A 25,180-nucleotide genomic window follows, 5' to 3' on the forward strand; every position below is an offset into this window, starting at 1 on the left:
GACAGATGTAGGTCGGTAGGGTCGGTTGCTGCTGATTTTCGCTCGTAAAGGCTCCGCTTCGAGTCTGCCGGTCAGGCAGCGATGGGGTCGTCAGCCTCTTCCCGAGGCCGCGAAAACAATGGAAGGAAAAATAACCATGATCCTAGTGACCGGTGGTGCGGGGTACATTGGCGCTCATATAGTGCTGGCGCTGCTGCAAAGCGGTAAAGACGTAGTGATACTGGACAACCTGTGCAACAGCTCGCGCGAGACGCTTGAGCGAATCACGAGGATCAGCGGACGACATTTCCAGTTCGTCCTGGGGGACGTACGCAGCAAGGCGACGCTCGCAGCGCTGTTCGCCGATTATCCTGTCGAGGCCGTGGTGCACTGCGCAGGTCTGAAAGCGGTGGGTGAAAGCGTTCGCGAACCCTTGCGTTACTTCGAGACCAATGTCAGCGGCAGCGTCAATCTCTGCCAGGCCATGGCCGAGGCCGGCGTATTCAACCTGTTGTTCAGTTCATCGGCCACCGTCTACGGCCAGTGCGAAAAGATGCCAGTGGACGAGCACTGTGCGTTGGGTCAACCGACCAATCCGTACGGCCATTCCAAGCTGATGGCCGAGCACGTGATGAAAAGCGTTGCCAGCTCGGATTCGCGCTGGTCAATCGGCTTGTTGCGCTATTTCAACCCCATCGGAGCCCACCCCTCCGGGCTGCTGGGCGAGTCGCCGCGCAATGTTCCCAACAATCTGCTGCCGTACCTGCTGCAGGTTGCCACCCGGTTGCGCCCTGCTCTGCATGTCTATGGCAACGACTACCCCACACCCGACGGCACCGGCATTCGTGATTATCTGCACGTCGTCGACCTGGCTGACGGCCATCTCAAGGCCCTGGAGAAGAACCGGCGTCAGCGTGGTGTCTCAGTCTGGAACCTGGGGACCGGGCGCGGCTATTCAGTACTGGAGGTGGTGCGCACCTTCGAGAAGATCAGCGGCGTTTCCGTGCCATTGGTCTTCGAGCCGCGTCGCTCCGGGGACGTTGCGCAGTGCTGGTCCGACCCCGGCAAAGCCCTGCGCGAGCTTAACTGGCGAGCCCGGCATAACCTTGAATCGATGTTGCGTGATGCATGGCGCTGGCAGTGCCTGAACCCGCAAGGCTACGAACTGGATGTCATGGTCGGGTGAACACGCCATCTGACCGCTCGTCATGCACCGGTCAAAATATCTGAACCCGAAAGCCACTGATTTTTCTACCCCATACCACTCACTCGGACGAGGTATTCATCATGGCTACAAAACAGGACAATCTGCTGGATTGGCTTCGCGATGCGCACGCTATGGAGCAACAGGCCGAAAGCATGCTCAAGGCCCAGGCTGACCGCCTGGAACACTACCCGATGCTCAAGCAGCGCATCGAGCAGCACATTCAGGAGACACTGGGCCAACAGGAATTGCTCAAGGGCTGTATTGAACGCTTGCACGGCAGTACCTCAGCGTTCAAGGACATGGCGGCCAAGCTGATGGCGTTCGGCCAGGCAGTTGGTGGTATGGCCGTTTCAGATGAAGTAGTCAAAGGCGCAATGGCCGGCTATGTATTCGAGAATATCGAGATCGCCACCTACACCGTACTGATTCAGGCAGCCAAAGATGTCGGCGATGTCGAGACTCAACGGGCCTGCGAGCAGATCCTGCCTCAGGAAGTCGCCATGGCCGACTGGCTGCGCGACCACCTGCCGGAAATCACCACGGCGTTCCTGCAACGTTCGCAAGACCCTGACGCAGTCGCCAAGCGTTGATAGCGCGCGGCAATACTGTGCGGCAACGCCGCACGGCGCGCGGTAACGCTAAATGAGAGCTTGACCGTCGAGCGGACCGTCAGATGTCGCCGCTCGACATCCTTGAAACCTGTCAGTTCGAGGTCGCCATGAGCGAAGCCCACCAGAGCCAGGCCCCTTTGATTGCGGCGAAGTCCACGCCCTATCGCATTCATCATCCTGACATTGCACCCCCTGAAAGAACCCTTTCGGTATTGGCCGGAAGCCTGTTGTTGATCAATGCCTTGCGCAGTGGCGGCATCAGCGGCGTCCTGCAAGCCGCTTTGGGTGCCTACTGCGTGTATCGCGGCGCATCGGGCAATTGCGTGATTCAACGCAAGCTGACGCCCACCCCGTTCGAACAACAGTTTCAGCGCACGCATGGCTGGAAAGCCAGCGAGGCCGTGACCCGCAGCGTCACTATCGCCAAACCGCTGGAACAAGTACTGGAATTCATCAAGCAGCCGCAGAACATCGGCCCGCTGATTCCCTGGGTCGACACCCTTGAAGCCATCGACGATCACACCAGCAAGTGGACCGTCCGTGGCCCGTTGGGCCGCACGCTGACCTGGACCCTGAAAATGGACGAACCCAGCGACGGCACCACCCTGCGCTGGCGGACCGTACCGGCCGGCAGCTGGCAACACGAGATTTCCGTATACCTCAAAAACGCGCCCGGCCATCGGGGCACTGAGGTGAAAGTGATCGCGGTCTGTGAGCCGGCGGGCGGCAAGCTGGGCTACGCGCTGGCTTCGGCGGTCGGGGCATTCAGCGAAAAAGCCCTGCTCAACCTTTTGGCCAGCCTTAAACAGCAGATGGAAACCGGTGAGGTCACCACCAACCAGATGCGCTCCAGCGAGATCCGTGACTTCCTGTTCCTGCATGCGCCTGCCGGCAACGCGTCGCCTGGCAATTCCCGACCTGATTCGGTGCATGCAGGCGACCATCCGCCGGTTGCCGCCGTTAACCCGGCGTCCGCCGCGTCCGCCAACCTGCAGCGAGGGACTCTCTGATGCGTGCACTGACCTGGCAAGCTCCCAACCATCTGCAAGTCGACACTGTTCCCGATCCTGGCATTCTCAATCCCAAGGACGCCATCATTCGCGTCACCCTGTCATCGGTCTGTGGCTCGGATCTGCATTTGCTGGGCGGTTATGTCCCGGCGATGAAGCCTGGCGATATCATCGGCCACGAGTTCATGGGTGAAGTGGTGGAAACCGGCTCGGCGGTCAAGTCGGTCAAGAAAGGCGACAAGGTCATCACTATTTCCATTGTCGGTTGCGGCGACTGCGAACCGTGCAAGCGGACCGACTTCTCCTGCTGCGACAACTCCAACCCCAATCCTTCGGCAACCGACATCGCCTATGGCCAGCCATGCTGCGGCATTATCGGCTACAGTCATGCCTTCGGCGGCTACGCGGGCAGCCACGCCACCTATGTGCGGGTGCCGTTCGCCGACGTCAATCTGTTCACGGTGCCTGAAGGCGTTACCGATGAACAGGCGCTGTTTGTCTCCGACGCTGCGCCGACCGGCTACTTTGCCGCCGACAACGCCGATATCCAGCCAGGTGACATCGTTGCCGTGTGGGGTTGCGGCGGTGTCGGACAGATGGCTATTCGCAGCGCATTCCTCATGGGCGCCGAGCAGGTCATCGCCATAGACCGCTACCCGGACCGCTTGCGCCTGGCTCAGCAGAAAGGCGGCGCGGCCGTTATCAACTATGAAACGACTGACGTTCACGAGGCTTTGCTGGAGTTGACCGGTGGCCGCGGGCCGGACCGCTGCATCGACTGCGTCGGCATGGAAGCCCACGGCACGGAAATCGACTACGCCTACGACAAGGCCAAGCAGATGCTGCGCCTGCACACCGAGCGCGGCACTGTGCTGCGCCAGGCCATCCGCGCCTGTCGCAAGGGCGGTACGGTTTCGGTGGTCGGCGTCTACGGCGGCCTGCTGGACAAATTCCCGATGGGTGCCATCGTCAACAAGGCTCTGACGCTGCGCTCGGGCCAGCAGCCGGGCCAACGCTATGCGAACAAGCTGTTCGAGCACATCCAGAAAGGCGAACTGGACCCTTCCTACTTGCTCACTCATCCAATGAGCCTGGAGGAAGCGCCCAAAGGCTACGCCATGTTCAAGGAGAAAATGGATAACTGCATGCGTGCGGTGTTCAAACCCTGAGCATTGATGAAGCTGGCAACACACCGGAGCGGGGTTCAATGCCGCCCCGCTCCGGTTGCAGTCTGATTCAGACTCGCATCTTCCCGAAGCTCGCTGCGCTGATCCGCCTGGCTATTCCTTTATCCAGCTGTTGACCAGAAAGCCGCCCTCGCCGGTCACCGGATCCCGGCCCGGCACGCTGACAGCGGCTATGCGCTTGAGCGATTCGGCATGGTTGGCAGTTTCAGGGCGCTGGATATCGTAGTCTTCCTGACCTTTCGGGTACGCGCCGACCACCAGAAAATCCTCGCTCTGCCGCAAGCGGCAATGCCCGGTACCTGCCGGCAATATCAGTACATCGCCAGCCTCGACCTGCACATCTTTGCCCTGCTCACCGCCCAGACGCAGCAGCGCGTCGCCGCGTGCGACGCCCAGTGCTTCGTGGGCAGTCGAGTGGTAATGGTGATAGTCGAATACTCCGTCGCGCCATAGCGCAGGCCAGCCATTGCGGGCAAACAGTGATTCGAACGCCGTGGCGGCATCTTCGCTCGGTTGCAGGTGGCCGGTCGGTTGCAGGTGATACACAAGCACCGGAAAGCGACTATTGGGCGTAGCGCCATCGTCGTGGAAAAACATTGCCTCCGGCACTTGGAGCGTGAGGTCCTGGTCGTTGAAACCCGGATCAAGGACGGGCTGGGTCATGGGTTCTCCTCAGCGGTTCTCATCAATAAGGCTGATCGATGCACGATGGATGGCTGCACGAGCCGTCAGGGTGCCGGTGACCGGCTATTGGTGCCTTTTGCGTTCGCCTCCGGCGAGGGAGCCGGATGATGGTGCGCGGTGCCGGTCGGATCCTTCAATTGGATGACCTTGCCGGTGGTCCAGGCATTGGCGCCCGGTAACACCGGCTGCGGTTTGATGTCCTTTCGAGACTCGCGCTCGGCGACGCTGTCCAGCCCCATCCGTTCATCCCGCGCCTTGACCATCGCCGGATCGGCCTGGCCGTCGGCGGTGAAGCCCATCATCAGTTGCGGCACGCCAAGCGGCAGGCGTTTGTCCTTGTCGGTGTGCCACGTGTGCCAGGTCTTGCCATAGGTGTTGGCCAGTTTGCTCATCAGCGCGTGCTCGGCCGGTTCCGGTACTGCCGGGGCAATGAGCTGGCCTGAGGTCACCTCGTGAGCATGGCTGTGCCAATAGGCCTTTTCCGCCTCCGGCAATTGGGCGAACAGTCGCGCGCTGATGATGTACTCAACGCCCATGAGGTGCGATTCCTTGACGTTGCCGTCGAAGATCACGCACTGGGTGACTTCTTCGTTGAGCATCGAGCAGTAGTGATGCGCCTCCATCTGCGAGTCGGGCGCTCCGTTATAGAAATGGAAGCCGTCCAGATAAGTGTTCAGCTGTTCCAGCGGCGGCTTGTCCTGAAGCAGGTCCGCGCCGGCTTCGAGGACCTTGGTCGAGGTCTGTTTCTCGGAACCCGGCGAGGTGACATTTGGACGGGTATCGTCCGCACCGCAGCCCGCCAGACCGAGGATCAGCAGAGGAACGGTTTTGCGGGCAAAGGATGTAAAACGCAACGGAATCATGGGCAGGCTCGTGTGCATACGCTCTTGTTGAGATACTCGCGGCAAATGCTGCGTCTATGGGACGGGTTGACCACGCTGCATCACGGCGAGATCGGATCGCTGGCCGGGAATGTTTCTTCCAGCGCTTCGTCCAGCGTCGAGTTGGTCACCGGTCGCCCTTCCACTTCACCGGCGTTCTCGCAGTGGCAGTCATCGCCTGGGCAGGGTTCGCCATCGGGATGCTGGTCGGCGCAGGCCGGGCTGCAGAAGCGCTGATTGTCCCGCTCCACCATCAGGTCACCAGTGGTGCCGCATGTGCAATCCGGGCAAGCGCAGGTCTGGTCTGTCATGAGATGTCTCCTGATATTTCAGCCATCGATGCAATTTGGAAGCGACCCACGGCCTTTAGTTGAACGAAATGCGCAGTGCGGCGACCAGCGGTTGTGTTTGTCTGGAGGTCGTGAACGACGCGGACGTGACGCGCCGGGCAGTCCGGGCATCGAAGACCTGTCCTCGGGCACGCTCTCGCGTGTCCGCATCCCCATAACGCATGGCTTCAGGCTTTGCGAATGCTGTCGTTGGCACCTCTGCAGGACGACAGCCCAAGCCACGAGGCGAAAACACGTGCACCACACCGTCCCTTTCCCGTTGTCGCTGATTGCTTCGCTGTTGCCTCCGGGCGCCGCCCGACGTGGCTGCATGACAGGGCTGGGACTCGGGCTCATGCTGGTGTGCTCGCCCGGGGCGCAAGCTGACGAGACCGGCACGCTGAATCTTTCCAGTATCGAGGTACAAGGCGCGGCGGCCAGTCCGGTGGAACAGGCGCAGGAATCCCTTCGCCAGGTGCCGGGCGCCAGTAACGTTGTCGACATGAACAGCGTTGCGCAGGGGCGAGTCGCCAGCAATGAAGATGTGTTCCGCTATCAGCCGGGCATCTACGCCAAAGCGGCCAATAATGAAGGAGCGAAGATCTCCATCCGCGGTTCGGGCCTCAACCGCGCGCCGGGCGCCCATGCTTCCGGCCTGTTCGAAACCATCGACGGCCTGCCACTCACCGGCCCCGGCGGTACGCCTTACGAACTCAAGGAGCCGCTGTGGCTAAGCCGTGTAGAAGTGCTGCGCGGTGCCAACGGTCTTGAACGCGGTTCGCTGGCGCTGGGCGGCGCCGTGAATTACGTCACCCACACCGGCTACGACACTCCGCGTTTGCGACTGCGCTACGAGGCAGGCAGCCATGGTTACGCCAAGCGCGAGATCAGCTCCGGCCAGGTGCTGGGCGACCTGGATTATTACCTGAGCCTGACTGACTCCAACTACCACGGTTTTCAAGACCAGAGCGCAGGCGGCGGCAAAGGCATGGCGGCGAATGTCGGCTATCGCTTCAGCCCGAATCTGGAAACGCGCTTCTATTTCCGCTATCGGGAAACCGACAACGACACCCCCGGCCGCCTGACCCGCGACCAGATCCGCCACGATCCACGCAGTGCCAATGCGCTTAACGTGGCGCGAGATTCCAAACGTCTGCAACCGGGCAGCACCTGGCTGGGCAACACCACGACCCTGTACCTGGACGACTCCTCGCGGATCGAAACGGGGCTGGTGTACCACGACTACCCGATGGACCTGCGCGAAGGCACCAACCGCCTGAAAGTCGCTTACACCGATATCAGCGGGACACTCAAATACATCCGCAACGACACTCTGTTCGGGCGCCAGAGCACCACCACGCTGGGCCTGCGGACCACCAAAGGCCTGCCAAACAACGGCGCGTCCGAGTATGTCCGCATTCCCACCGGCAACACGGCGGGTTATGCCAGGGGCACCAAGACCCGGGACTACAGCTACCTGGGCTCCGACTCGGTCCTGCAACTGTCCAACGAGCTGGAGCTGGTGCCGGACCTGTGGCTAAGCACAGGCATTGCGGCGGTCTACACGCGGCGCGAAACCGAGGTGACCTACCCTGACACCGACGATCTGACCAGCACCCACGCATGGGACTACGCCTCACGCCTTGGTCTGCGCTACGACTTCACGCCTGATTTGCAGGTGTACGGCAACCTGAGCCGCTCGGTCGAGCCACCGCATGCCTGGTCAATGATCTGGGGTTCCAATCGCTACTTCCCGGCTGGCAGCGGTGCCGCGACGGGCTTGCAGAGCGGCGGCGTCAAACTCGACAACCAGACCGCCACGACGCTGGAGCTGGGCGGCCGTGGCACTGCCTGGTTCGGTGACTGGGATCTGGCCTGGTATTACTCACAAGTACGCCACGAGCTGTTGAACGTGGAAACGCAGGCCGCGACCGCGACCACCTCGGCGATCATCGCCGAGTCCAATGCCAGCCCCACGGTGCATCAGGGCGTGGAGCTGGGGCTGGACAGCCCGCTCTGGGAAGGCGGCGCGGCTGGCAAACTGGCGTTGCGCCAGGCCTACACCTACAGCGACTTCCATTACCGTGACGACGACCGATTTGGCAGCAATCGCCTGCCGGGCATCGCAAGACATTATTATCAGGCTGAACTGCGCTACAGCCATCCAACCGGGTTGTATGCGGGCCTTAACACCGAGCACTCCTCGGACATGGCCGTGGACTACGCCAACTCGTTCTACGCCGATGCTTACACCTTGCTCGGCGCGACGTTCGGCTACGCGTCGCCGGACAAGAAGTGGCAGACCTGGCTGGACCTGCGCAACCTGACCAACCGGCGCTATGCGAGCACGGTCACGCCGGGCTACGACGACGGCGGCCGGGACGTCGCCCGCTCAACGCCCGGCGATGGGCGCGGGATTTACGCTGGAGTGTCGTGGAGTCTGCTGTAATCCGCTCGTCCACGAATGCGCCATTGCAGACACAACCTATGCGTCGCCGGTCGGTCTTCGCGGACAAGCAGAGCGCCGCCCGATCCCACGAAATGAGCCCTTACATCGTCAGCCCAGACACCGCCAACCGCGACGTTGGTGCAGGCCGAGTGGAGGTGTCGCGGAGCCGGGGAGCGAGGCAGGACGCCGAGCCAGCGCCGCTGGGCCGTCCCTGGCCCTACGGCGCTAACTCGCCATCCATGGCTCGTTTCCCCCTGCGCAACGCCTCCGCTCGGCCTGCACAAGTCGCGTTCTGCGTCGCCTGCGAGATCCGGCTTTGGCCTGAGAGCGGACTCCGCTTGTCCGCTCATCAGAGGATGACAAAAGACAGTTGACTCGCACCGGGCAGCGATCCGTCAGGCGTCGCTCCGCTCGCCCGCGAAAGCATCGGCATGAGCACCGCATATGTCACGGGCGAGCGCGTTTTAAAGAGATGTCAGAAATTGGCCGGGGTATTGGCACTGATGATTTCGGCTTCATCCTGGCCGATATTGCGAAAGCGATGCGGCAAGGTGGTCGGGAAGTAATAGCCGTCGCCCGGCCCGAGAATGTTGACCTGCCCGTCGATGGTCAGCTCGATCGTGCCACGAGTCACCAGCCCGCACTCCTCGCCTTCGCCATGCACAATCGGCTCTTCGCCAGAGTCGGCACCCGGCGCGTACTGCTCGCGCAAAAAACGCATCTGGCGCTCCGGTAGCGTCGCGCCAACCAGCAACAGACGCACACCGTTGCGCCCCAGATCGGGTTGATCACCGGCGCGGAACACATATTGGTCGCGACCTGGCGGCTGGTCGAAGGTGAAGAAATCCGCCAGCGTCATGGGAATGCCTTCCAGCAGCTTCTTGAGCGAGCTGACGGATGGGCTGACGCGGTTTTGCTCGATCAGGGAAATGGTTGCGTTGGTCACACCACTGCGTCTGGCAAGCTCGCGTTGAGACAGCTTGTAGCTTTCGCGCACCAGCTTGAGTCGTGCTCCCGTGTCCATAATCGCCTTATGTGAGAAATGTCCGCAATGGGCCCGACAATGTCATTGCGGGCCGTGGAAGCGGGCTATTAAATCACGTTTGCGAGCACACCTCAGCACATCATCGCGACCGTACGCGGGCATGCTCCGCGCAGGCATCGCGGAACGCCTCGAACAGGCGCAACGACACAGGGTTGTCGCGCAGTGCCCATTCAGGGTGCCACTGTACGCCGAGTACAAAGCCCGGCGCGTCTCTTACAGAGACGGCTTCCACCAGACCGTCCGGTGCCAGGGCTTCGGCCCGCAACGCAGGCGCCAGCCGGTCGATGCCCTGACTGTGCAGGCTGTTGACTTCAAAGTTCCGGCCCAGCCCCAGCGCCTCCAGCACCCCGCCCGGCTGGACCTGCACGCCGTGGCGCGCGGCATATTTGACTTCCAGCGAATCGCTCTGCGGCTCGCGATGGTCCAGATAGCCCGGCAGATCCTGCACCCTTTGGTGCAAGGTGCCGCCGAGCGCCACGTTCAGCTCCTGAAAGCCACGGCAGATGCAGAACACTGGCACGCCTTGAGCGATGGCCTGCCTGAGCAGCGGCAAGGTGTAGCGATCCCGATGCGGATCATGCAACGTTCCTTCGATGCTCGGTGCGCCCTGGTAATGGCCGGGTTCCACGTTCGATGGCGAGCCGGTGAACAACAGGCCGTCCAGGTTTCCCAGCAGTTGCGCTGGCTCTATCGGAGTTTCGAGCGCTGGCAACAGAACCGGCAGTCCGGCGAAACGCGCCGCCTCGACATATTTGTCGCCTACGGTATGTGAAGCGTATTTCCCCAGTTGCTGACGGCAGGACGTGACACCGATCAACGGTAGAGCTGACATGTTCGGACCTCGATGCAAAGCGTTGGAGCCGGGTTCGAATGCGCTCCCCGGCTTGATGAAATCAGTCTAGGATAGTCAGCGACGCATTGAGTATGGGCATTCAGGCAAAGGATTAATGCAGCAGTGCAATATGAACTCACGCAAGCCGATCTGACCCTGGTTCTGGCGCTGGCTCGCGGGCGTACCCTTGCGCGGGCCGCGGAGTTGCTGCAGGTCGATGTCTCGACGGTGTTCCGTTCCATCCGCCGCCTGGAAGCGGCGCTAGGCGCGGCGCTGTTCGAGAAAAACCGAACCGGCTACGTCGCAACCGATACCGCCCAGGCGCTTGCCGAGCAGGCCGAACGCGCGGAAATGGCGCTTCAGGCAGCGCGGCTGGCGCTGCGACAGGGCGAGCAAGTAGTCAGCGGCACGGTTCGGGTGACCTGCACCGAGTCGGTGCTGCATAGCCTGCTGCTGCCCGCACTCGCTTCGTTCATGCCGGGCTACCCGGGGCTGGCGCTGGAACTGGCGACTTCCAACGCTTTTGCCAACCTCAGCCGCCGCGACGCCGATATTGCCGTGCGCCTGACCAACACCCCGCCCGAACACTTGGTCGGGCTGCGACTGGGCACCGCGCATTACGTGATTGCGGGTCGGCCGGATTATCGCGAGGCGTTTCGGGAGTCGCCCGCCGCGTTGCCGTGGATCAGCCTCGATGACTCGATGTCCGAACACCCCTCGGTGGTCTGGCGCAGGCAAACCCATCCGGCCGTGGTGCCGCGTTACCGATGCAGCAGCATGGCGGCGGCCAGTCAGTTGGTGGAAGCCGGCCTGGGCATCGCGCCGTTGACCCATTTCACCGCGCAGCGCCTGCAAGGCGTGGAGCAACTCAGCCAGCCGCTGTCAGGCTGCGACACGGACCTGTGGCTCCTCACCCGCCCCGACTGCCGCGCACTGCGCTCGGTGCAGACCCTGCTGGATCAACTAACGCCATTGCTCCGGGAAGCCTTGGAATTCACCGTTGGCCAGTAAAAAGCGGCGCTGTACGTGTGGGAGGCAGCTTGCTGGCGATAGCGTTTGATCAGGCAATGAAGATGTGTGGGTGAAGTGACGCTGTCGCCAGCAAGCTGCCTCCCACTTTTTGAATCTGGCTTGAGGCCAAGGACAGTAGCCTGCCGCCCGACGGGCTCGACAGGGTGCGAACGCTCAGGCTCAATGAACAGTCTTCGCAACCCGCAGTCCTATGCCGGGTCTGGCACTGAGGTTTAACGATGCTGCTCAACACACTCGTATTTCTGGCGACCCTGGCGGGCATGGAAGGTTTCGCCTGGTTTGCGCACAAGTACATCATGCACGGTTGGGGCTGGGGCTGGCATCGCTCCCACCATGAGCCGCGAAACGGCTGGTTCGAGAAGAACGATCTGTATGCGGTCGTGTTCGCCGGCGTCGCGATCGTGCTGATTGCCCTCGGCACGCAGGGCATGCACCCGCTGGAATGGATCGGCGCAGGCATGACTGCCTACGGCTTCCTCTATTTCCTGGCTCACGACGGGTTGGTGCACCGGCGCTGGCCTCTGCGCTATGTGCCGCGCAATGGCTACCTCAAACGCCTGTATCAGGCGCATCTGATGCACCACGCGGTGGAAGGCAAGGAACGCTGCGTGTCGTTCGGTTTCCTCTACGCGCCCTCGACTGCCCGGCTCAAGGCACAGCTACGGGCGATGCATCAGGGACCACTTCGCAAGGCCGATGAGGCCGCCGCCACAGGTTCGGGTCCCGCGGCGGCCAGTTCCGGCCACGAGAAGCCAGCGCCCGCCAGCCACCGCTGATCACCAGCCTGATCTTGTCGGCCTTGGTCGTCGACACGCGCTCGTCCCAGGCCGCCTGCCCCGCTGCCCGCAGCTTGACGCCGATTTCTCGATAGACAGCGCTGGCGGTGGCAACTGCCCAGGCCGAACGCAGTGGCAAAGCGGTGATTCCCGCCTCGGCGCTCTGGTAGAACGGCTCTGCCAGATCCACCAACCGCGCCGCCAGCACGGCCAACGCCGGGCGGAACTCGGCGTCGGTCAGGCGATGACGGTCAACGGCCATTTCCTCCAGCCACTGCATAGGCAGGTAACAGCGGCCAATGGCAGCGTCTTCCACAATGTCCCGCGCAATATTGGTCAGCTGGAACGCCATGCCCAGATCACAGGCGCGGTCCAGGGTCAGGTCGTCCTTGACGCCCATAACCTGCGCCATCATCAACCCGACCACGCCCGCCACGTGGTAGCAATATTCAAGCAGGTCATCGAGGCTTCGATACTGACGCTCTTCCACATCCATGGCAAAACCCGCCAGATGATCCAGTGCGTAGGCCTGGCGCAGCTTGTGACGACGCACCACCTCCTGAAACGCGGCGAACGCCGGCACGCTGGCCGGAACGCCCGCGTACACGGCGTGGGTCTGCTCGATCAACCCGGCCAGCCGCGCCCGTACTTCGTCAGCGCCGACCGGCGCAGCGTCGCGACCGCCCTCCTGGCCGTCGATCACGTCATCGCAGTGCCGACACCAGGCATACAGCATCACCGCACTGCGCCGGGTGACCGGATCGAACAACCGTGAAGCGGCAGCAAAACTCTTGGAGCCCACGGTAATGCTGTTGACGGCATGCTCCATCAACGCTTGGTCATGATCGACGGTCACGGCTGAAGGTCCTCCAGCATCAGCCCGGCAGTGGCCTTGGCCGAACCTATCACCCCGGGCACCCCAGCGCCGGGGTGCGTGCCGGCGCCGACCAGATAGACATTGGTCAGCTGCGCATCACGGTTGTGCGGCCGGAACCAGGCACTCTGCTGCAGCACTGGCTCCAGCGAGAACGCGGAACCCAGATGCGCATTCAGCTCGTCACGGAAATCGTGGGGCGTGAAGATGCGACTGGTGACCAGATCTTCGCGCAAGCCCGGCATGTAGTGCTGTTCCAGATACTCGAAGATCCGGTCGCGATAGCGCGGCCCTTCCACCGCCCAGTCGATGTCGGCGTTGCCCAGATGCGGCACCGGCGACAGCACGTAGTGGCTCGAACAACCTGGCGGCGCGAGGCTCGGATCGGTGATGCATGGCGCGTGCAGATACAGCGAAAAATCCTCGGCCAGCGTTTGCCCGTGGAATATCTCCTGAATCAGCTCCCGATAGCGATTGCCGAAACAGACGGTGTGATGCTGCAACTGCGGCTGCGGGCGTTTGAGGCCGAAATGGATCACGAACAGCGAGTTGCTGAAGCGCTTGCCCTTGAGCCGGGTGCTTTCGGCACGGCCCCGGGCATGACTGCCCAGCAGATCGCCATAGGTGTGCACCACATCGGCATTGGACGCGACGCTGTCGACCGCCCAGCGGCGGCCGTCGCGAAGCACGACCGCTCGGGCACGGTCGTGCAGGACTTCAATGTTGGCGACTTCAGCGTTCAGCTCCAGCTTCCCGCCCAGATCCTGAAACAATCTGACCATGCCCTGCACCAGCGCACCGGTACCGCCCTTGGGAAACCACACGCCCCACTGCCGCTCCAGCGCATGGATCAGCGTATAGATCGACGAGGTGGCGAAAGGGTTGCCACCCACCAGTAGCGAGTGAAAGGAAAACGCCTGCCGCAGCTTGTCATCCTCCACGAAGCTGGACACCATCGAGTACACGCTGCGCCAGGCCTGCAGCCGCGCCAGTTGAGGGCCGACGCGGACCATGTCGCGAAACGACAGGAACGGCACCGCGCCCAGTTTCAGATAGCCCTCGCGGAAAACTGCCTGCGAATACGCCAGAAAACGCTGATAGCCAAGAACGTCTTTGGGATTGAGAGCATGGATCTGGCGATCAAGCTCCGCCTGATCGTTGGCGTAATCGAACCGGGTGCCGTCCTCCCAGGCCAGTCGGTAGAACGGCGCTACCGGCAGCAGCTCGACGTAATCGGCCATCGGCCGGCCCGCAAGCGTGAAAAGTTCTTCGATGGCGCTGGGGTCTGTGATGACCGTCGGGCCCGCGTCGAACGTGAAGCCCTGATCCTCATACACATAGGCGCGCCCGCCCGGCTTGTCGCGCTTTTCAAGCAGCACGGTCTGGATACCGGCGGCTTGCAGGCGAATCGCCAGAGCCAGGCCGCCGAAGCCTGCGCCAATCACTGCTGCTGTTTTCGGTGACGTCATACTGGATTCTCGAAGTGCCGGGGAGAAAAACGCAACGCGGCCTGCATGGCCTCGCCAACCGGGACCGGTGGCTTGCCCACCAGTACCCGCAACCGATCCGGCCAGTGACTCTGGCCGGCATAGAAACGCTCGATCAACCTTTCCGGCAGGCGGTAAAAACGCTGCATGACCTGCCAGCGATCCTGAGGACGGCCGGCCAGGAACAGCATGCGGTTGAGCAAACGATAAAATCCTTGGCGCCGCCATTCTTGCCATGCGTATTCACGCAGGGCCGGTGCCAGGCGCACGGCATCGAGCTGCGCCGCGCTGCGTGTCGCCAGCCAGTCGGCCAGGCGCACCGCATGGGGCAAAGAGTAACCGGTGGTGCAGTGAAACAGTCCGGCGCGCAGTCCCGACTTCGGCTGCCCGGCGCTCTGGTCCCAGAAGGCGGCGAAATCGCCAGCCAGGGTAATCGGCAGGATGCCCTGCTCCTCGCGCAGACACCGCGCGATCTTCCAGCCCTGCGAGGCCGCGTACTCGGCGATATGGCCGCGCAGCTCCTCAAGGCTGGCTGACTGGTGCTCGACGTAGTGGGTGTCTTCGATCAGCACGGTGTCGGGGGTGAACGGCAGCACGTAGACGAAACGATAGCCGTCCTTTTGTTCAACCCGCGCATCCATGATGATCGGCGCTGCCAGCCCGTGCGGGCGTTCCATTTGCAGAAACTGCCCAACAAAGGCCTGCTGCCCGAGTACCAGATGCGCGCTGGGCTGCACGCCACGCCCGTCGATCACCGCAGCGGCCTCAAGCGTTGCGCCGTTTTCCATCAGGACCCGCGTGGGCTCGACCTGAGCGATACGCTGTACGAGCCGGAGGCTGTCACCCAACGCCGGGCCGATCACCTGCGCGAAGCGTTCTGACGTCACGCTGGCATAGCCGCTGGGCATTTTTCGTGACAGGTTAGGAAAGTGCACGTCATAGCTGGGCCATTGCTGGACGATCAGCGGCGCGAGCCACTGGCGCTGCGCCGGACTCAGGTCGCCGTCGTGGAATGACCAGGTATGGTTTCCGCCGAGCGTCGGCTGTTCATCGATGCACAGCACCTTGAGTTCCGGGCGTAGCTGTCGCAGCCGCCAGGCAATCAGCCCGTTGGCCAGACCGCCACCGGCCAGGATCAGATCGTAACGTGCGACCGAGGTCTGGTTCGATGCGCTCATCCGGGCAATCCCTGCGCGAGCACAGGACGCCTGCTCGCGATAGCCGCTTCGACGATATCCGCCGCTTTGGACGCGCCACCGGCGTTGGCGAGGCTCAGCGCCATGGTATCCAGCGCTGCAACGGGCTGCGCGAGCAGCCGCTGCAGATGCGCGGCGATTCGCGGTGCCCGGGCGCGGCGGCTCAGTTGCAGGCCTATGCCGCTATGGCTGACCCGCGCCGCCACGCCCGGCTGGTCGAACGCCACCGGCATGATCAGCATCGGCGTGCGCGCAGCAATCGCATCCATCACGGTATTAAGCCCGCCGTGACTCACCACGGCGTCGGCCTGTTGCAGCGCCCATTGCTGGGGCGCGAAGTCGGTGACCCAGGTAGCGCCGACCTGCAGCAGCCGCCGTTCTTCGATACTGCCAAGCCCGCCGCAATGGGCGATCAGCAACTGGGCGTCGAGCTGCCGACAGGCAACGGCAATCTGTTTGAACATTCCGAAACGCGATCCTTGCAGAGTCCCGAGGCTGGCAAAAACGAAAGGTCGCCGCGGGTCAACCGGCCAGAGGCCGTTGTCCGCCGCACCAGGCGAGCGTAACGGGCCTACGGCATGGAAATGGCCAGGCAGATCGCGGCGCGGAAAATCGAATTCGGCAAGCGTCTGGCTGATCTGCGCCAGAGGCGACAGGCACTCATGCAAACCGTCCCGCGCCGGCACGCCCAACCGGTGAGCGGCGTCGTGCAATGTCCGGCGCAGGGGTTTCATCAGCCAGTCATACACCTGCGTGCTGCCTTGATACATGCGCTGACTGTAATCGTCCGTGCCGTACGCGAACGGCATGACCGGCAACGGCACGCCCGCTTCGCGATTGACCGGCAGCGCGCAGGCCACCGACACGAACGGCAGTCCCAGCCCTTCGGCAACCAGCCCACCGGCGGCTTCCATCTGGTCGCAGAGCAAAGCGTCCACGTCGTGCTCGGCGAGCGCCGCTGGCAATTCGGCGCAGAGCATGGCGGTGGTGGCGCTCAACTGCCGAATGATCGACAACAGCCCGAGCGGCCCGGACGGGTTCGCCGCTTGTTGCAGGGCCTTTTGCAGGCTGCCGGGCGGGTGGCTTTTCAGCCCCAGAGCCTGAAATCCGACGCGCGGGTCGGTCAGCCAGCGTCGGGCATCGCTCTGGTGAAAGAACGTGACCTGATGCCCCCGCTCAATCAAGACCTGAGCGAGTGCCTGCAGGGCCTGGAAGTGACTGTAGAACGGCGGTGCGACGACCGCGAAGTGGCTCACGTCCAGGACTCGGTGTGCGTGCTTGCCAACCGGGCATGACGAAGCGCGGCGAGATTGGCCGAGCCTGTGCAGAAGCAGGCGATGCGCAACTGGCGGATAAGCACGTCGAAGTGCTCGATCACCGCTTCGGTAGACAAGGTGGCACCGACCAGCACGCTCGCCGCCTGCCCGACCAGATCCGCGCCCAGACGAATAGCCTTGGCGGCATCCACCCCGTCGCGAATGCCGCCGGAGGCAATCAGCTTCACGTCCGGCAACGCTGCACGCACCTCAACCAGGCTGGTGGCCGTGGGTATGCCCCAACCGGCGAACGCCATGGCCACCGCGCGATCAGCTGGATGTCGGGCGCGCTCAGCCTCGACTGCCGCCCAGCTGGTGCCGCCGGCGCCGGCGATGTCGAGTACCTGCACGCCCGCATCCACCAGCGCTCTGGCGACGGGCGCCGACAGCCCGGCACCGACTTCCTTGACGATGACCGGCACGCTGAGGCTCTGCGCCACCCGCCCAATGGCGTCAGTGATACCGCGCCAGTCGCGGTCACCTTCGCCTTGCACGGCTTCTTGCAGCGGATTGAGGTGGACGATCAGCGCATTCGCTTCCAGACTCTCGACAGCGCGGCGCGCGAGATCGATACCGTCGGCACCCAGCAACTGCGCGGCACCGATGTTGCCGAGCAGCGGAATATCCGGCGCGATCCGGCGCAGTTCCAGGGTCAGGCCCTGATGGCTGCCGCCTTGCAGGCTTACTCGCTGCGAGCCGACGCCCATCGCGATGCCCAATGCCTGAGCGGCTTCGGCCAGGTGCCGGTTGATCGCGGTGGCGCGCCTGGCGCCACCAGTCATCGAACTGATAAGCAAGGGCGCACGCAATGCTACACCCAGCAACGAGCTGCTCAGGTCGATCTGGTCCAGATGCAGCTCGGGCAGCGCGCAATGCTCGAAGCGCAGCGCGTCGAAGCCCGACGCAACACGTGTCCGAGCGCGCTGTGGGTCGAGTACGATGTCGAGATGGTCGTCCTTGCGCCGGCTCAGATCGCTTTCAGTCATGACCGCTCCATCGTCAGGAATCATTTTGGGGTCTTGGTGGTCTTTAAACAGCTTAGACTTGTACATCATGACCCAACTTGCATAAGTTATGTACATGTAAGCGCTTCATCAGGCACTAAACAACACCAGTCGTTCCGTTTTGTCCGCCGTATTGAATGATCCGCCGGAAAACCAGAGGACGCGTCAATCCAGCTTCCAAAAGAAGCCAGCGTCAGAACAAGGGTAGAGTGAACGATGACATCGAGATCGGCCGCAACACTGGAGATGGATTTCGCAGGCCGGCTGGCAGGCGTGCGTGAAATGATAGAACAGCGTCTGGCGGCGTTGCTGCCGGAAGCAGGCAACGAACGCGACCTGGTCGCGCTGGCCATGCGCGACAGCACCCTGGCGCCGGGAAAACGCGTGCGGCCGATTCTGCTGGTGCTGGCCGCGGAAGGCCTGGGCCATACCGGAGAACAGGCGGTGGAACTTGGTTGCGCGGTCGAAATGGTCCATGCCGCCTCGCTGGTGCTGGACGACATGCCGTGCATGGACAATGCAAAACTGCGGCGAGGCCGGGAAACCGTGCACGTGCGCTTTGGCGAGGACGTCGCGATTCTCACCGCCGTGGCACTGCTGAGTCGCGCGTTCGGCGTGGTCGCAACAATTCCCGGCCTGCGCCCGGAAGTTCGCACGCAACTGGTGGAGATCCTCGCCAATACAGTCGGTATGAAGGGATTAGTGCGCGGGCAGATGCAGGATCTGCGCGACGGCAGCCACGCGCGCTCGGCCGAGGAGATCGCGCTGACCAACGAGTTGAAGACCGGCGTTCTGTTCGGCGCGGTAATGGACATGGCCTGGCTGGTCAGCGACGCACCGGACAGCATCCGCCCGGCGCTGCAGAGTTTTGCCATCGAACTGGGCCAGGCTTTTCAGCTGTACGATGATCTACAGGATCACTGCACCGACACCGCCAAGGATCGCGGCAAGGACGATGGGAAATCCACACTGGTCGCCTTGTACGGCCGGGAAAAGGTCCGCGAAAGGCTCCACGTTCACCTCTCTCTGGCCGACCAGCATTTGCGTCAGGCTTTCAAGGGCGAACAGTGCATCAACGGCTTCGTAGCCTCGATATTCGCCAAAGCGGCGTTGCTGGGCTAGACGGCCTAGCGCGCCAGCGTTTGCAGAGCCTGCTGCAACGCTGGCGCATCGGTGTAGCGATGCTCACGGGTGATAGTCCCGTTCTCCAGCTCTAGCCACTGCACGCTGTCGCGGTCGTCGCCGTAACGCGGCGCGACGCTGCCGGTCTGATCCAGCATGATCCGGTATTTGGCCGACCGCATGGCCGGCACCATGACCATTTTGGCAATCGACGGCAACTGTTCGATATCGGCGACGTACACCACGCGTCGCGCTTCCAGGTATCCGGCGGGCTGGTCTTCCAGCGCCGCGTTGACCAGCTTGGCGGTGGACATGCTGCGCGCGATCAATAGCACTCGGGCCTTGTTATCGAAGGTGTACGCCTGTTCGAACTGATCGAGCAGCGTCCACGGCGCAACGGTGCGAGCGGCGTCGGCCGCCCAGGCAGTGGTCGAGAGCAGACAGGCAAGCAGCGTGACGGACAGCTTCATGAATGAGCGCCTTTTTTCGGGAGTCAAAGGTGTGTTCGGGGTCGCGCTCTTGGGCCGCTTCGCGGTGGGCAAGTTCCGTGACCGAGTCGGTGATCAACGATACTGTAGCTTCAAACCGACGTGCAGTCGGGTCTCCGTGGAAGTGCCGCACGGTCCGCTCCTGCAGCGATCAGCTTTCCTGCGTTCAGAGTCAGTCCATACACCGAAACCAAAGTGACGCGCCGTAAAGGCGCGAAGCGATCTCAAGCCGGGCGCGCGGTCCGCTGACGACGCGAATTTGTCGTGCAGATCCGAATACGGCTGGGCGGCCACCACCGGTTTCGCCTTTACGGCGACCCCCTTTTGTTTTCGCAAAAGGGGGGAAAACCATTTGCTCCTGGTTCCGGCCCCTTCGGGGTCCCCTCCCTCCGGCGCTGCTCCGGGGGCCGCACCGATGGGCCGTCCCTGGCCCTACGGCGCTAACTCGCCATCCATGGCTCGTTTCCCCCTGCGCAACGCCTCCACTCGGCCTGCACAAGTCGCGTTCTGCGTCGCCTGCGAGATTGTTGTGGGAGCGGACCCCATGCATACATCGTCAGCCCAGACACCGCCAACCGCGACGTTGGTGCAGGCCGAGTGGAGGTGTCGCGGAGCCGGGGAGCGAGGCAGGACGCCGAGCCAGCGCCGCAGGGCCAGGGACGGCCCATCGGCGCGGCCCGGTGGAGCGGCGCCGGAAGGAGGGAACCCCGCAGGGGCCCAGCCCGGAGCAGTGGCTTTGGTTACTTTGGCCGAAACCAAAGTGACGCGCCGTAAAGGCGCAAAGCGATCTTAAGCCGGGTGCGAAAGCCAGTAACTACGCGGTTGAGGCCCGTGGGCAGATCCGGATGCTGCATCACGGCCACCACCGGTTTCGCCTTTACGGCGACCCCCTTTTGTTTTGGCAAAAGGGGGGAAAACCATTTGCTCCTGGTTCCGGCCCCTTCGGGGTCCCCTCGCTCCGGCGCCGCTCCGGGGGCCGCACCGATGGGCCGTCCCTGGCCCTACGGCGCTAACTCGCCATCCATGGCTCGTTTCCCCCTGCGCAACGCCTCCACTCGGCCTGCACAAGTCGCGTTCTGCGTCGCCTGCGAGATCGGGCTGTAGTGTGGGAGCGGACCGGGCGGCGCTCCGCTTGTCCGCGAAGACGTTCTTATGAATGGTACATCTGCCGTGCCTGCACCGGTCCTTCGCGGACAAGTCCGCTCCCACAAAGTCAGCCGTCACATCGCCAGTCCAGACACCGCTAACCGCGACGTTGGTGCAGGCCGAGTGGAGGTGTCGCGGAGCCGGGGAGCGAGGCAGGACGCCGAGCCAGCGCCGCTGGGCCAGGGACGGCCCAGCGGCGCGGCCCGGTGGAGCGGCGCCGGAAGGAGGGAACCCCGCCTGCAGGCGGGGTCAACCCGGAGCAATGGCTTTGCTTACTTTGGCCGAAACCAAAGTGACGCGCCGTAAAGGCGCAAAGCGATCTCACGCCGGGCGCGCGGTCCGCTGACGACGCGAATTTGTCGTGCAGATCCAAATACGGCTGGGCGGCGCTCCGCTTGTCCGCGAAGACGTAATTATGAGCGATATGTCTGCTGCGTCTGCACCGCCCTTCGCGGACAAGTCCGCTCCCACAATTTAATTTAACTGCGTATACCGTCAGTGCAGACACCGCCAATAGCGATTCCGGCGCGGTCCGGTGGAGCGGCGCCGGAATGAGGGAACCCCGCCTCCAGGCGCGATCCTTCACCCCTTCCCCCGGCCCTCGACCATCTCGCTGACCCTGCTTGCCAGTTGCGCCATGACGAATGGCTTGGTCAGTACTTCCATGTCCGCTTCCAGATAACCGTTACCCACCGCGGCGTTTTCCGCGAAGCCGGTGATGAACAGCACTTTCAGGTCGGGCCGGCGCACGCGTGCCGCGTCGGCTACTTGCCGACCGTTCATGCCACCGGGCAGGCCCACGTCGGTTACCAGCAGGTCCACCCTCGGGCCGCATTCCAGAATCTTCAGCCCGCCTGGTCCGTCGGCCGCCTGAAGGACGTTGTAGCCCGCATCCTCCAGCACCTCGACGATCAGCATGCGCACTGTTTCTTCGTCGTCGATCACCAGCACGGTCTGGCCGGTGCCATGGGATGCTGTCGCCGGCTCCTCGACAATCCCTTCCGCGGTCAGCTCGCCGTCATAGCGCGGCAGATACAGCGAGACCGTGGTTCCCACGTCAACCTCGGAGTAGACCCGAACCTGCCCGCCCGATTGCCGGACGAAGCCGTGGATCATCGACAGGCCCAGCCCTGTGCCCTGCCCCAGTGGCTTGGTGGTGAAGAACGGATCGAAGATTCGGTTGATCAGGTGCTTGGGAATTCCGGTGCCGTTGTCGGTGACGGAAATCACCAGATACTGCCCCGGCGGAAGGTCGTGGGCTCTGGCCACGCGTCGGTCCAGCGTCCGGTTGTGGGTCTCGATGGTAATGCGTCCGCCATGAGGCATGGCGTCCCGCGCGTTGATGGCCAGGTTGAGCAAAGCGCTTTCCAGTTGCGCGGCATCGAGTTTCGCTGCCCACAGATCCGGACGCTCCACCACGTTCACCGAGATCGACGGGCCGACCGTGCGGCGGATCAGCTCTTCCATGCTCAACACCAGGCGATTCACGTCGGTGGGCTTGGGATCAAGGGTCTGCCTGCGCGCGAACGCCAGCAGGCGCTGGGTCAGGCCCGCGGCGCGTTGCGCGGAGGTCAGCGCACCCTTGATGAAACGCTCGATACCGACCGTGCGCTGCTGGCCGATGCGCTGCTCGATCAATTCAAGACTGCCCATGATTCCGGCGAGCAGGTTGTTGAAGTCATGAGCGATGCCGCCGGTAAGCTGGCCGACCGCTTCCATCTTCTGCGCCTGACGCAGCGCCTCGTGGACTTCCATCAGTTCGGTAGTGCGCTCGGCGACTCGCCGTTCGAGGGTTTCGTTGGCGCGCTGGACTTCCTGAAACAGCCGCACATTGTCCAGCGCGATGGCCACCTTGGCCGCCAGCGCCTTGATGACCTGGTCATGACGTTCGGTGAAATGGCCCTCGTTGCGGTGGGCGAACATCAGGCGCCCCAATGCTCGCCCGGAGCGGGATTTCACCACCGCCGAGAGACAACTGCGCAGCGGCTCACCAGGGCGTGCGCCCAACGTGTACAGGGCGGTTTCACCCTTCATTGGCCCGGAAACATGGCAGTCATGGCGCACATCCGGCTCATCGACGTGTTGCTCCCTGCGGAAATAGGCACCGGCGTGGGCATCAAACAGATCCATGCCTGCCTGAGTAACCGCCTGAGCCACCTGTTGCACATCCAGATTGCCGGCCAGTTCAGTGCTGACCCGGTTGAGGGTTTCCAGCGTACGGGTCTCCTCGCGCAAAGCGGTTTCTGCAACCACCCGGTCTGTGATGTCGATGACGAACTCGAAGATTGTGCCGTCCGGAAGTTGCTTGGCAGCAAACAGTGCCCACCAGCGTGAACCGTCCTTGCGCATGTACTCTTTTTCGTAAGGTGTGGTTTCGCCCCTGGCCTTGAGTTCGGTGATGGCCTGGACGGAGACCTTCATCCATTCAGGCGGTGTCAGGTTTTGCCAGGAGAGCCGATTATCCAAAAGGTCTTCACGGCTGTAGCCGCTCATGCGCAGGAACGCGTCATTGGCGTCGGTGAGCAGCCCGTCGGGCGTGCAGTAAATCGCGCCGACGGTCTGGATTTCCAGCGCCGCGCGGAAACGCCGCTCGCTGGCTTCCATGGCCGTGTGCAGCAAATGTGCCTCGGTCACGTCATGGCCTTCGCAGAAAATGCCGATTACCTTGCCCGATTCATCAGTCAGCGGCTCATAGATGAAATCCAGAAAGCGTTGGTCGGTAGGCGCGCCGGGAAATTCGAGCTGAATCGGGGTGTGGTGCGAGACGAAACGCTCGCCGGTGGTGTAGACGCGGTCGAGCCACTCGTAGAACCCTTGGCTCGCAAGTTCCGGAAACGCCTGGCGTATGGTTTTGCCGGTGAACTCGCGGTTGCCGAACAGTCGCCGGAAGGCAATGTTGACGAACTCGAACATGTGCTCCGGGCCGCGCAGGATGGTCATGAAGCCCGGCGCCTGTTCGAACATGCGTCGCTGCTGCGCCGCATCGGCCTGGCGCTGGCGGGCGGTCAGGACGACCTGGGTGGTTTCGTGGCCCTGGTTGAAGATCCCGGCCACTTCCTCGCTTTCTCCGCGTACCGCCGTAAAGCTGTAGTTCCACCAGGTCTCCGTCACCACCCCGTTGCGCCGCAGCGCCAGCGGCTGGTCATAGGTCGAGATGCCGACGCCTGTGAGGCGCACCTCATCGAACTGCGGCCCCACGACATCCCAGATATCGTCCCAGACTTCTTGCGCGTGGCGACCCAGCGCCCATGGATGACGCTCGGCGGGGATGTGCGACCAGGCATCGTTGTAAAGCAGGGTCAGTTCCGGCCCCCAGTAGATGGCGGTCGGGAAGCTCGAATTCAGGCAGATGCTCAAGGCTGACCTGAGCGACTGCGGCCAGCTGTCGAAGTCGCCCAGCGGAGTCGAAGACCAGTCATGAGCGCGAATTCGCGCACCCATTTCCCCGCCTCCGGATAGAAAGTCGTACATGCGTTCTTCCATAAATTTTGCGCGGGCGATGCGGCGGCAAACGCCACCGGCAGCGCGATACGTGCGATCTGCATATGGGACAGACGGCGCGCCCAATAAGTCCTTTTTATGCGACAGGAAGTGTTGGCTGCACGAACCTTCTAGAATCGCGCCAGCAGTGGCAGCATAAAGCGCTCTCGTACTGAGGATGAGTAACCGACATGACCCCGGAAAACTGGATTGATCTGGCCCAGGACCGGTGCACCGGCATCGAGACCCTGCGCGCGCATTTCAAGGGTCATGCCTACGATCCCCATTGGCACGACAGCTATCTGGTGGGCGTTACCGAACAGGGCGTGCAGCAGTTCAACTGCCGACATCAGCGCCACGCAAGCACGCCAGGCCAGGTGTTCCTGCTCGAACCCGGCGAGATTCATGACGGCGAAGCGCCGACCGAAGACGGTTTCACCTACCGGATGTTGTACCTCGACCCGGGCTGGATCGCCCGCGAACTGGGCTCGTTGTTCGAGGAAGCGCCAGCCGGCCATCAGCCGGGGTTCGCTTCGACACTCACTCAGGACCCCCGGTTGGCGAGCGCCACCTGGTTTGCCTTCTCCGCGCTGCACCATCAGGAACCGCTGATGGTTCGTCAGGGCGCGGTCGACGCACTGCTGGAGCGGCTGACCGCCCATTTGCACTGGCGCCTGCGAATCGACCCGGACCCGCGTTTGCCCGCGGTGGCGTTGCGGGCCCGTGACTATCTGCACGCGCATTTTCGCCGCGACGTCGGCATGGACGAACTGGCGCTGTGCTGCGCGACAGACCGTTTCCGCCTCAGTCGGGCGTTCAAGGCAGCGTTCGGTCTGGCGCCCCACGCTTACCTGGTGCAACTGCGCCTGGCCCATGCCAGACGCCTGCTGGCTCAGGGCGCATGGCCGGCGCAAGTCGCGACGGACACAGGGTTTGCTGATCAGAGTCATCTGGGCCGCTGGTTCATGCGCGTCTACGGCCTGACGCCGGCGGCGTATCGCAGACGCTGCACCGGCCTTCCAGACTGAGCCAGCCAAAAGCGCGA

The 25,180-nt window shown here is 63.0% G+C and carries 20 protein-coding genes and 1 pseudogene; 9 read left to right on the forward strand and 12 right to left on the reverse strand.

All coding sequences use genetic code 11. From position 1 onward, the window contains the following. Positions 1-136 precede the first annotated feature (136 nt). From galE to J3P77_RS11685, 4 genes are all read left to right on the forward strand, one after another. The gene (gene galE, locus J3P77_RS11670; protein WP_434676799.1) at positions 137-1,165 is read left to right on the forward strand and encodes a UDP-glucose 4-epimerase GalE; all 1,029 of its coding nucleotides are present in this window, start codon (positions 137-139) and stop codon (positions 1,163-1,165) included. Between the two features lie 101 nt (positions 1,166-1,266). Further along, a complete protein-coding gene (locus J3P77_RS11675) occupies positions 1,267-1,776 on the forward strand; it encodes a ferritin-like domain-containing protein (RefSeq protein WP_434676800.1) in 510 nt (169 codons plus the stop codon). Between the two features lie 83 nt (positions 1,777-1,859). Then, a complete protein-coding gene (locus J3P77_RS11680) occupies positions 1,860-2,807 on the forward strand; it encodes an SRPBCC family protein (RefSeq protein WP_434676801.1) in 948 nt (315 codons plus the stop codon). Then, a complete protein-coding gene (locus J3P77_RS11685) occupies positions 2,807-3,976 on the forward strand; it encodes a zinc-dependent alcohol dehydrogenase (RefSeq protein ID WP_434676802.1) in 1,170 nt (389 codons plus the stop codon). Before J3P77_RS11680 ends, J3P77_RS11685 begins: the two co-directional genes overlap by 1 nt. Positions 3,977-4,087: 111 nt before the next feature. Here J3P77_RS11685 and J3P77_RS11690 read toward each other — a convergent pair whose 3' ends face one another. From J3P77_RS11690 to J3P77_RS11700, 3 genes are all read right to left on the reverse strand, one after another. Next, on the reverse strand, positions 4,088-4,657 hold the full coding sequence (locus J3P77_RS11690) for a cupin (protein WP_434676803.1): 570 nt from the start codon (positions 4,655-4,657) through the stop codon (positions 4,088-4,090). A gap of 65 nt (positions 4,658-4,722) precedes the next feature. Continuing rightward, positions 4,723-5,541: an OBAP family protein gene (locus tag J3P77_RS11695; protein ID WP_434676804.1), complete on the reverse strand. Its 819-nt coding sequence runs from the start codon at positions 5,539-5,541 to the stop codon at positions 4,723-4,725. A gap of 80 nt (positions 5,542-5,621) precedes the next feature. Next, complete coding sequence (locus J3P77_RS11700; protein ID WP_434676805.1) at positions 5,622-5,870, reverse strand: metallothionein; 249 nt, start codon at positions 5,868-5,870, stop codon at positions 5,622-5,624. A gap of 373 nt (positions 5,871-6,243) precedes the next feature. On the opposite strand from J3P77_RS11700, the gene J3P77_RS11705 reads away from it, so the two are divergent. Then, positions 6,244-8,337, forward strand: a complete 2,094-nt coding sequence (locus tag J3P77_RS11705) for a TonB-dependent receptor family protein (protein WP_434681982.1) — start codon at positions 6,244-6,246, stop codon at positions 8,335-8,337. Between the two features lie 475 nt (positions 8,338-8,812). On the opposite strand, the gene J3P77_RS11710 is transcribed toward J3P77_RS11705, so the two are convergent. Together J3P77_RS11710 and J3P77_RS11715 are read right to left on the reverse strand one after the other, a co-directional pair. Continuing rightward, positions 8,813-9,361, reverse strand: a complete 549-nt coding sequence (locus J3P77_RS11710; RefSeq protein ID WP_434676806.1) for a cupin domain-containing protein — start codon at positions 9,359-9,361, stop codon at positions 8,813-8,815. A 100-nt stretch (positions 9,362-9,461) separates the two neighbouring features. Continuing rightward, positions 9,462-10,214, reverse strand: a complete 753-nt coding sequence (locus tag J3P77_RS11715) for a gamma-glutamyl-gamma-aminobutyrate hydrolase family protein (protein ID WP_434676807.1) — start codon at positions 10,212-10,214, stop codon at positions 9,462-9,464. Between the two features lie 123 nt (positions 10,215-10,337). Here J3P77_RS11715 and J3P77_RS11720 point away from each other — a divergent pair, with 123 nt between their 5' ends. Next, on the forward strand, positions 10,338-11,225 hold the full coding sequence (locus J3P77_RS11720) for a LysR family transcriptional regulator (RefSeq protein WP_434676808.1): 888 nt from the start codon (positions 10,338-10,340) through the stop codon (positions 11,223-11,225). Between the two features lie 239 nt (positions 11,226-11,464). Next, positions 11,465-12,022 carry a sterol desaturase family protein gene (locus tag J3P77_RS11725; RefSeq protein ID WP_434676809.1) on the forward strand — a complete coding sequence of 186 codons (558 nt, stop codon included), beginning with the start codon at positions 11,465-11,467 and terminating at the stop codon, positions 12,020-12,022. On the opposite strand, the pseudogene J3P77_RS11730 reads toward J3P77_RS11725, so the two are convergent. The 5 genes and pseudogenes from J3P77_RS11730 to fni all read right to left on the reverse strand — a co-directional run. Next, a pseudogene (locus tag J3P77_RS11730) lies at positions 11,946-12,851 on the reverse strand (phytoene/squalene synthase family protein); the annotation flags it as partial. The gene J3P77_RS11725 and the pseudogene J3P77_RS11730 sit on opposite strands and share 77 nt — an antisense overlap. A gap of 23 nt (positions 12,852-12,874) precedes the next feature. After that, positions 12,875-14,365 (reverse strand): phytoene desaturase, encoded by a 1,491-nt coding sequence (locus J3P77_RS11735; RefSeq protein WP_434676810.1) that lies wholly within the window; start codon positions 14,363-14,365, stop codon positions 12,875-12,877. Further along, complete coding sequence (gene crtY / locus J3P77_RS11740) at positions 14,362-15,561, reverse strand: lycopene beta-cyclase CrtY (RefSeq protein ID WP_434676811.1); 1,200 nt, start codon at positions 15,559-15,561, stop codon at positions 14,362-14,364. The genes J3P77_RS11735 and crtY overlap by 4 nt, the downstream gene beginning before the upstream one ends. Continuing rightward, positions 15,558-16,835, reverse strand: a complete 1,278-nt coding sequence (locus J3P77_RS11745) for a glycosyltransferase (RefSeq protein ID WP_434676812.1) — start codon at positions 16,833-16,835, stop codon at positions 15,558-15,560. The genes crtY and J3P77_RS11745 overlap by 4 nt, the downstream gene beginning before the upstream one ends. Then, entirely contained in the window at positions 16,832-17,881 is a 1,050-nt protein-coding gene (gene fni / locus J3P77_RS11750) for a type 2 isopentenyl-diphosphate Delta-isomerase (protein WP_434676813.1), read from the reverse strand. Before fni ends, J3P77_RS11745 begins: the two co-directional genes overlap by 4 nt. 234 nt (positions 17,882-18,115) lie before the next feature. On the opposite strand from fni, the gene J3P77_RS11755 reads away from it, so the two are divergent. After that, positions 18,116-19,021: a polyprenyl synthetase family protein gene (locus tag J3P77_RS11755; RefSeq protein WP_434676814.1), complete on the forward strand. Its 906-nt coding sequence runs from the start codon at positions 18,116-18,118 to the stop codon at positions 19,019-19,021. Between the two features lie 5 nt (positions 19,022-19,026). On the opposite strand, the gene J3P77_RS11760 is transcribed toward J3P77_RS11755, so the two are convergent. After that, on the reverse strand, positions 19,027-19,491 hold the full coding sequence (locus J3P77_RS11760) for a hypothetical protein (protein ID WP_434676815.1): 465 nt from the start codon (positions 19,489-19,491) through the stop codon (positions 19,027-19,029). Between the two features lie 1,746 nt (positions 19,492-21,237). After that, positions 21,238-24,126 carry an ATP-binding protein gene (locus J3P77_RS11765; protein WP_434676816.1) on the reverse strand — a complete coding sequence of 963 codons (2,889 nt, stop codon included), beginning with the start codon at positions 24,124-24,126 and terminating at the stop codon, positions 21,238-21,240. Between the two features lie 200 nt (positions 24,127-24,326). Here J3P77_RS11765 and J3P77_RS11770 point away from each other — a divergent pair, with 200 nt between their 5' ends. Further along, positions 24,327-25,163: an AraC family ligand binding domain-containing protein gene (locus J3P77_RS11770; RefSeq protein ID WP_434676817.1), complete on the forward strand. Its 837-nt coding sequence runs from the start codon at positions 24,327-24,329 to the stop codon at positions 25,161-25,163. The last annotated feature ends 17 nt before the right edge of the window (positions 25,164-25,180 follow it).

It is taken from the genome of Pseudomonas sp. R1-18 (genome assembly GCF_051132095.1).
GTDB lineage: Bacteria > Pseudomonadota > Gammaproteobacteria > Pseudomonadales > Pseudomonadaceae > Aquipseudomonas.

Coding starts and splice junctions, on each gene's coding strand:
- galE (WP_434676799.1), top strand. CDS start 137: ATGATCCTAGTGACCGGTGGTGCGGGGTACATTGGCGCTCATATAGTG.
- J3P77_RS11675 (WP_434676800.1), top strand. CDS start 1,267: ATGGCTACAAAACAGGACAATCTGCTGGATTGGCTTCGCGATGCGCAC.
- J3P77_RS11680 (WP_434676801.1), top strand. CDS start 1,860: ATGTCGCCGCTCGACATCCTTGAAACCTGTCAGTTCGAGGTCGCCATG.
- J3P77_RS11685 (WP_434676802.1), top strand. CDS start 2,807: ATGCGTGCACTGACCTGGCAAGCTCCCAACCATCTGCAAGTCGACACT.
- J3P77_RS11690 (WP_434676803.1), bottom strand. CDS start 4,657: ATGACCCAGCCCGTCCTTGATCCGGGTTTCAACGACCAGGACCTCACG.
- J3P77_RS11695 (WP_434676804.1), bottom strand. CDS start 5,541: ATGATTCCGTTGCGTTTTACATCCTTTGCCCGCAAAACCGTTCCTCTG.
- J3P77_RS11700 (WP_434676805.1), bottom strand. CDS start 5,870: ATGACAGACCAGACCTGCGCTTGCCCGGATTGCACATGCGGCACCACT.
- J3P77_RS11705 (WP_434681982.1), top strand. CDS start 6,244: ATGCTGGTGTGCTCGCCCGGGGCGCAAGCTGACGAGACCGGCACGCTG.
- J3P77_RS11710 (WP_434676806.1), bottom strand. CDS start 9,361: ATGGACACGGGAGCACGACTCAAGCTGGTGCGCGAAAGCTACAAGCTG.
- J3P77_RS11715 (WP_434676807.1), bottom strand. CDS start 10,214: ATGTCAGCTCTACCGTTGATCGGTGTCACGTCCTGCCGTCAGCAACTG.
- J3P77_RS11725 (WP_434676809.1), top strand. CDS start 11,465: ATGCTGCTCAACACACTCGTATTTCTGGCGACCCTGGCGGGCATGGAA.
- J3P77_RS11735 (WP_434676810.1), bottom strand. CDS start 14,365: ATGACGTCACCGAAAACAGCAGCAGTGATTGGCGCAGGCTTCGGCGGC.
- crtY (WP_434676811.1), bottom strand. CDS start 15,561: ATGAGCGCATCGAACCAGACCTCGGTCGCACGTTACGATCTGATCCTG.
- fni (WP_434676813.1), bottom strand. CDS start 17,881: ATGACTGAAAGCGATCTGAGCCGGCGCAAGGACGACCATCTCGACATC.
- J3P77_RS11755 (WP_434676814.1), top strand. CDS start 18,116: ATGACATCGAGATCGGCCGCAACACTGGAGATGGATTTCGCAGGCCGG.
- J3P77_RS11760 (WP_434676815.1), bottom strand. CDS start 19,491: ATGAAGCTGTCCGTCACGCTGCTTGCCTGTCTGCTCTCGACCACTGCC.
- J3P77_RS11765 (WP_434676816.1), bottom strand. CDS start 24,126: ATGTACGACTTTCTATCCGGAGGCGGGGAAATGGGTGCGCGAATTCGC.
- J3P77_RS11770 (WP_434676817.1), top strand. CDS start 24,327: ATGACCCCGGAAAACTGGATTGATCTGGCCCAGGACCGGTGCACCGGC.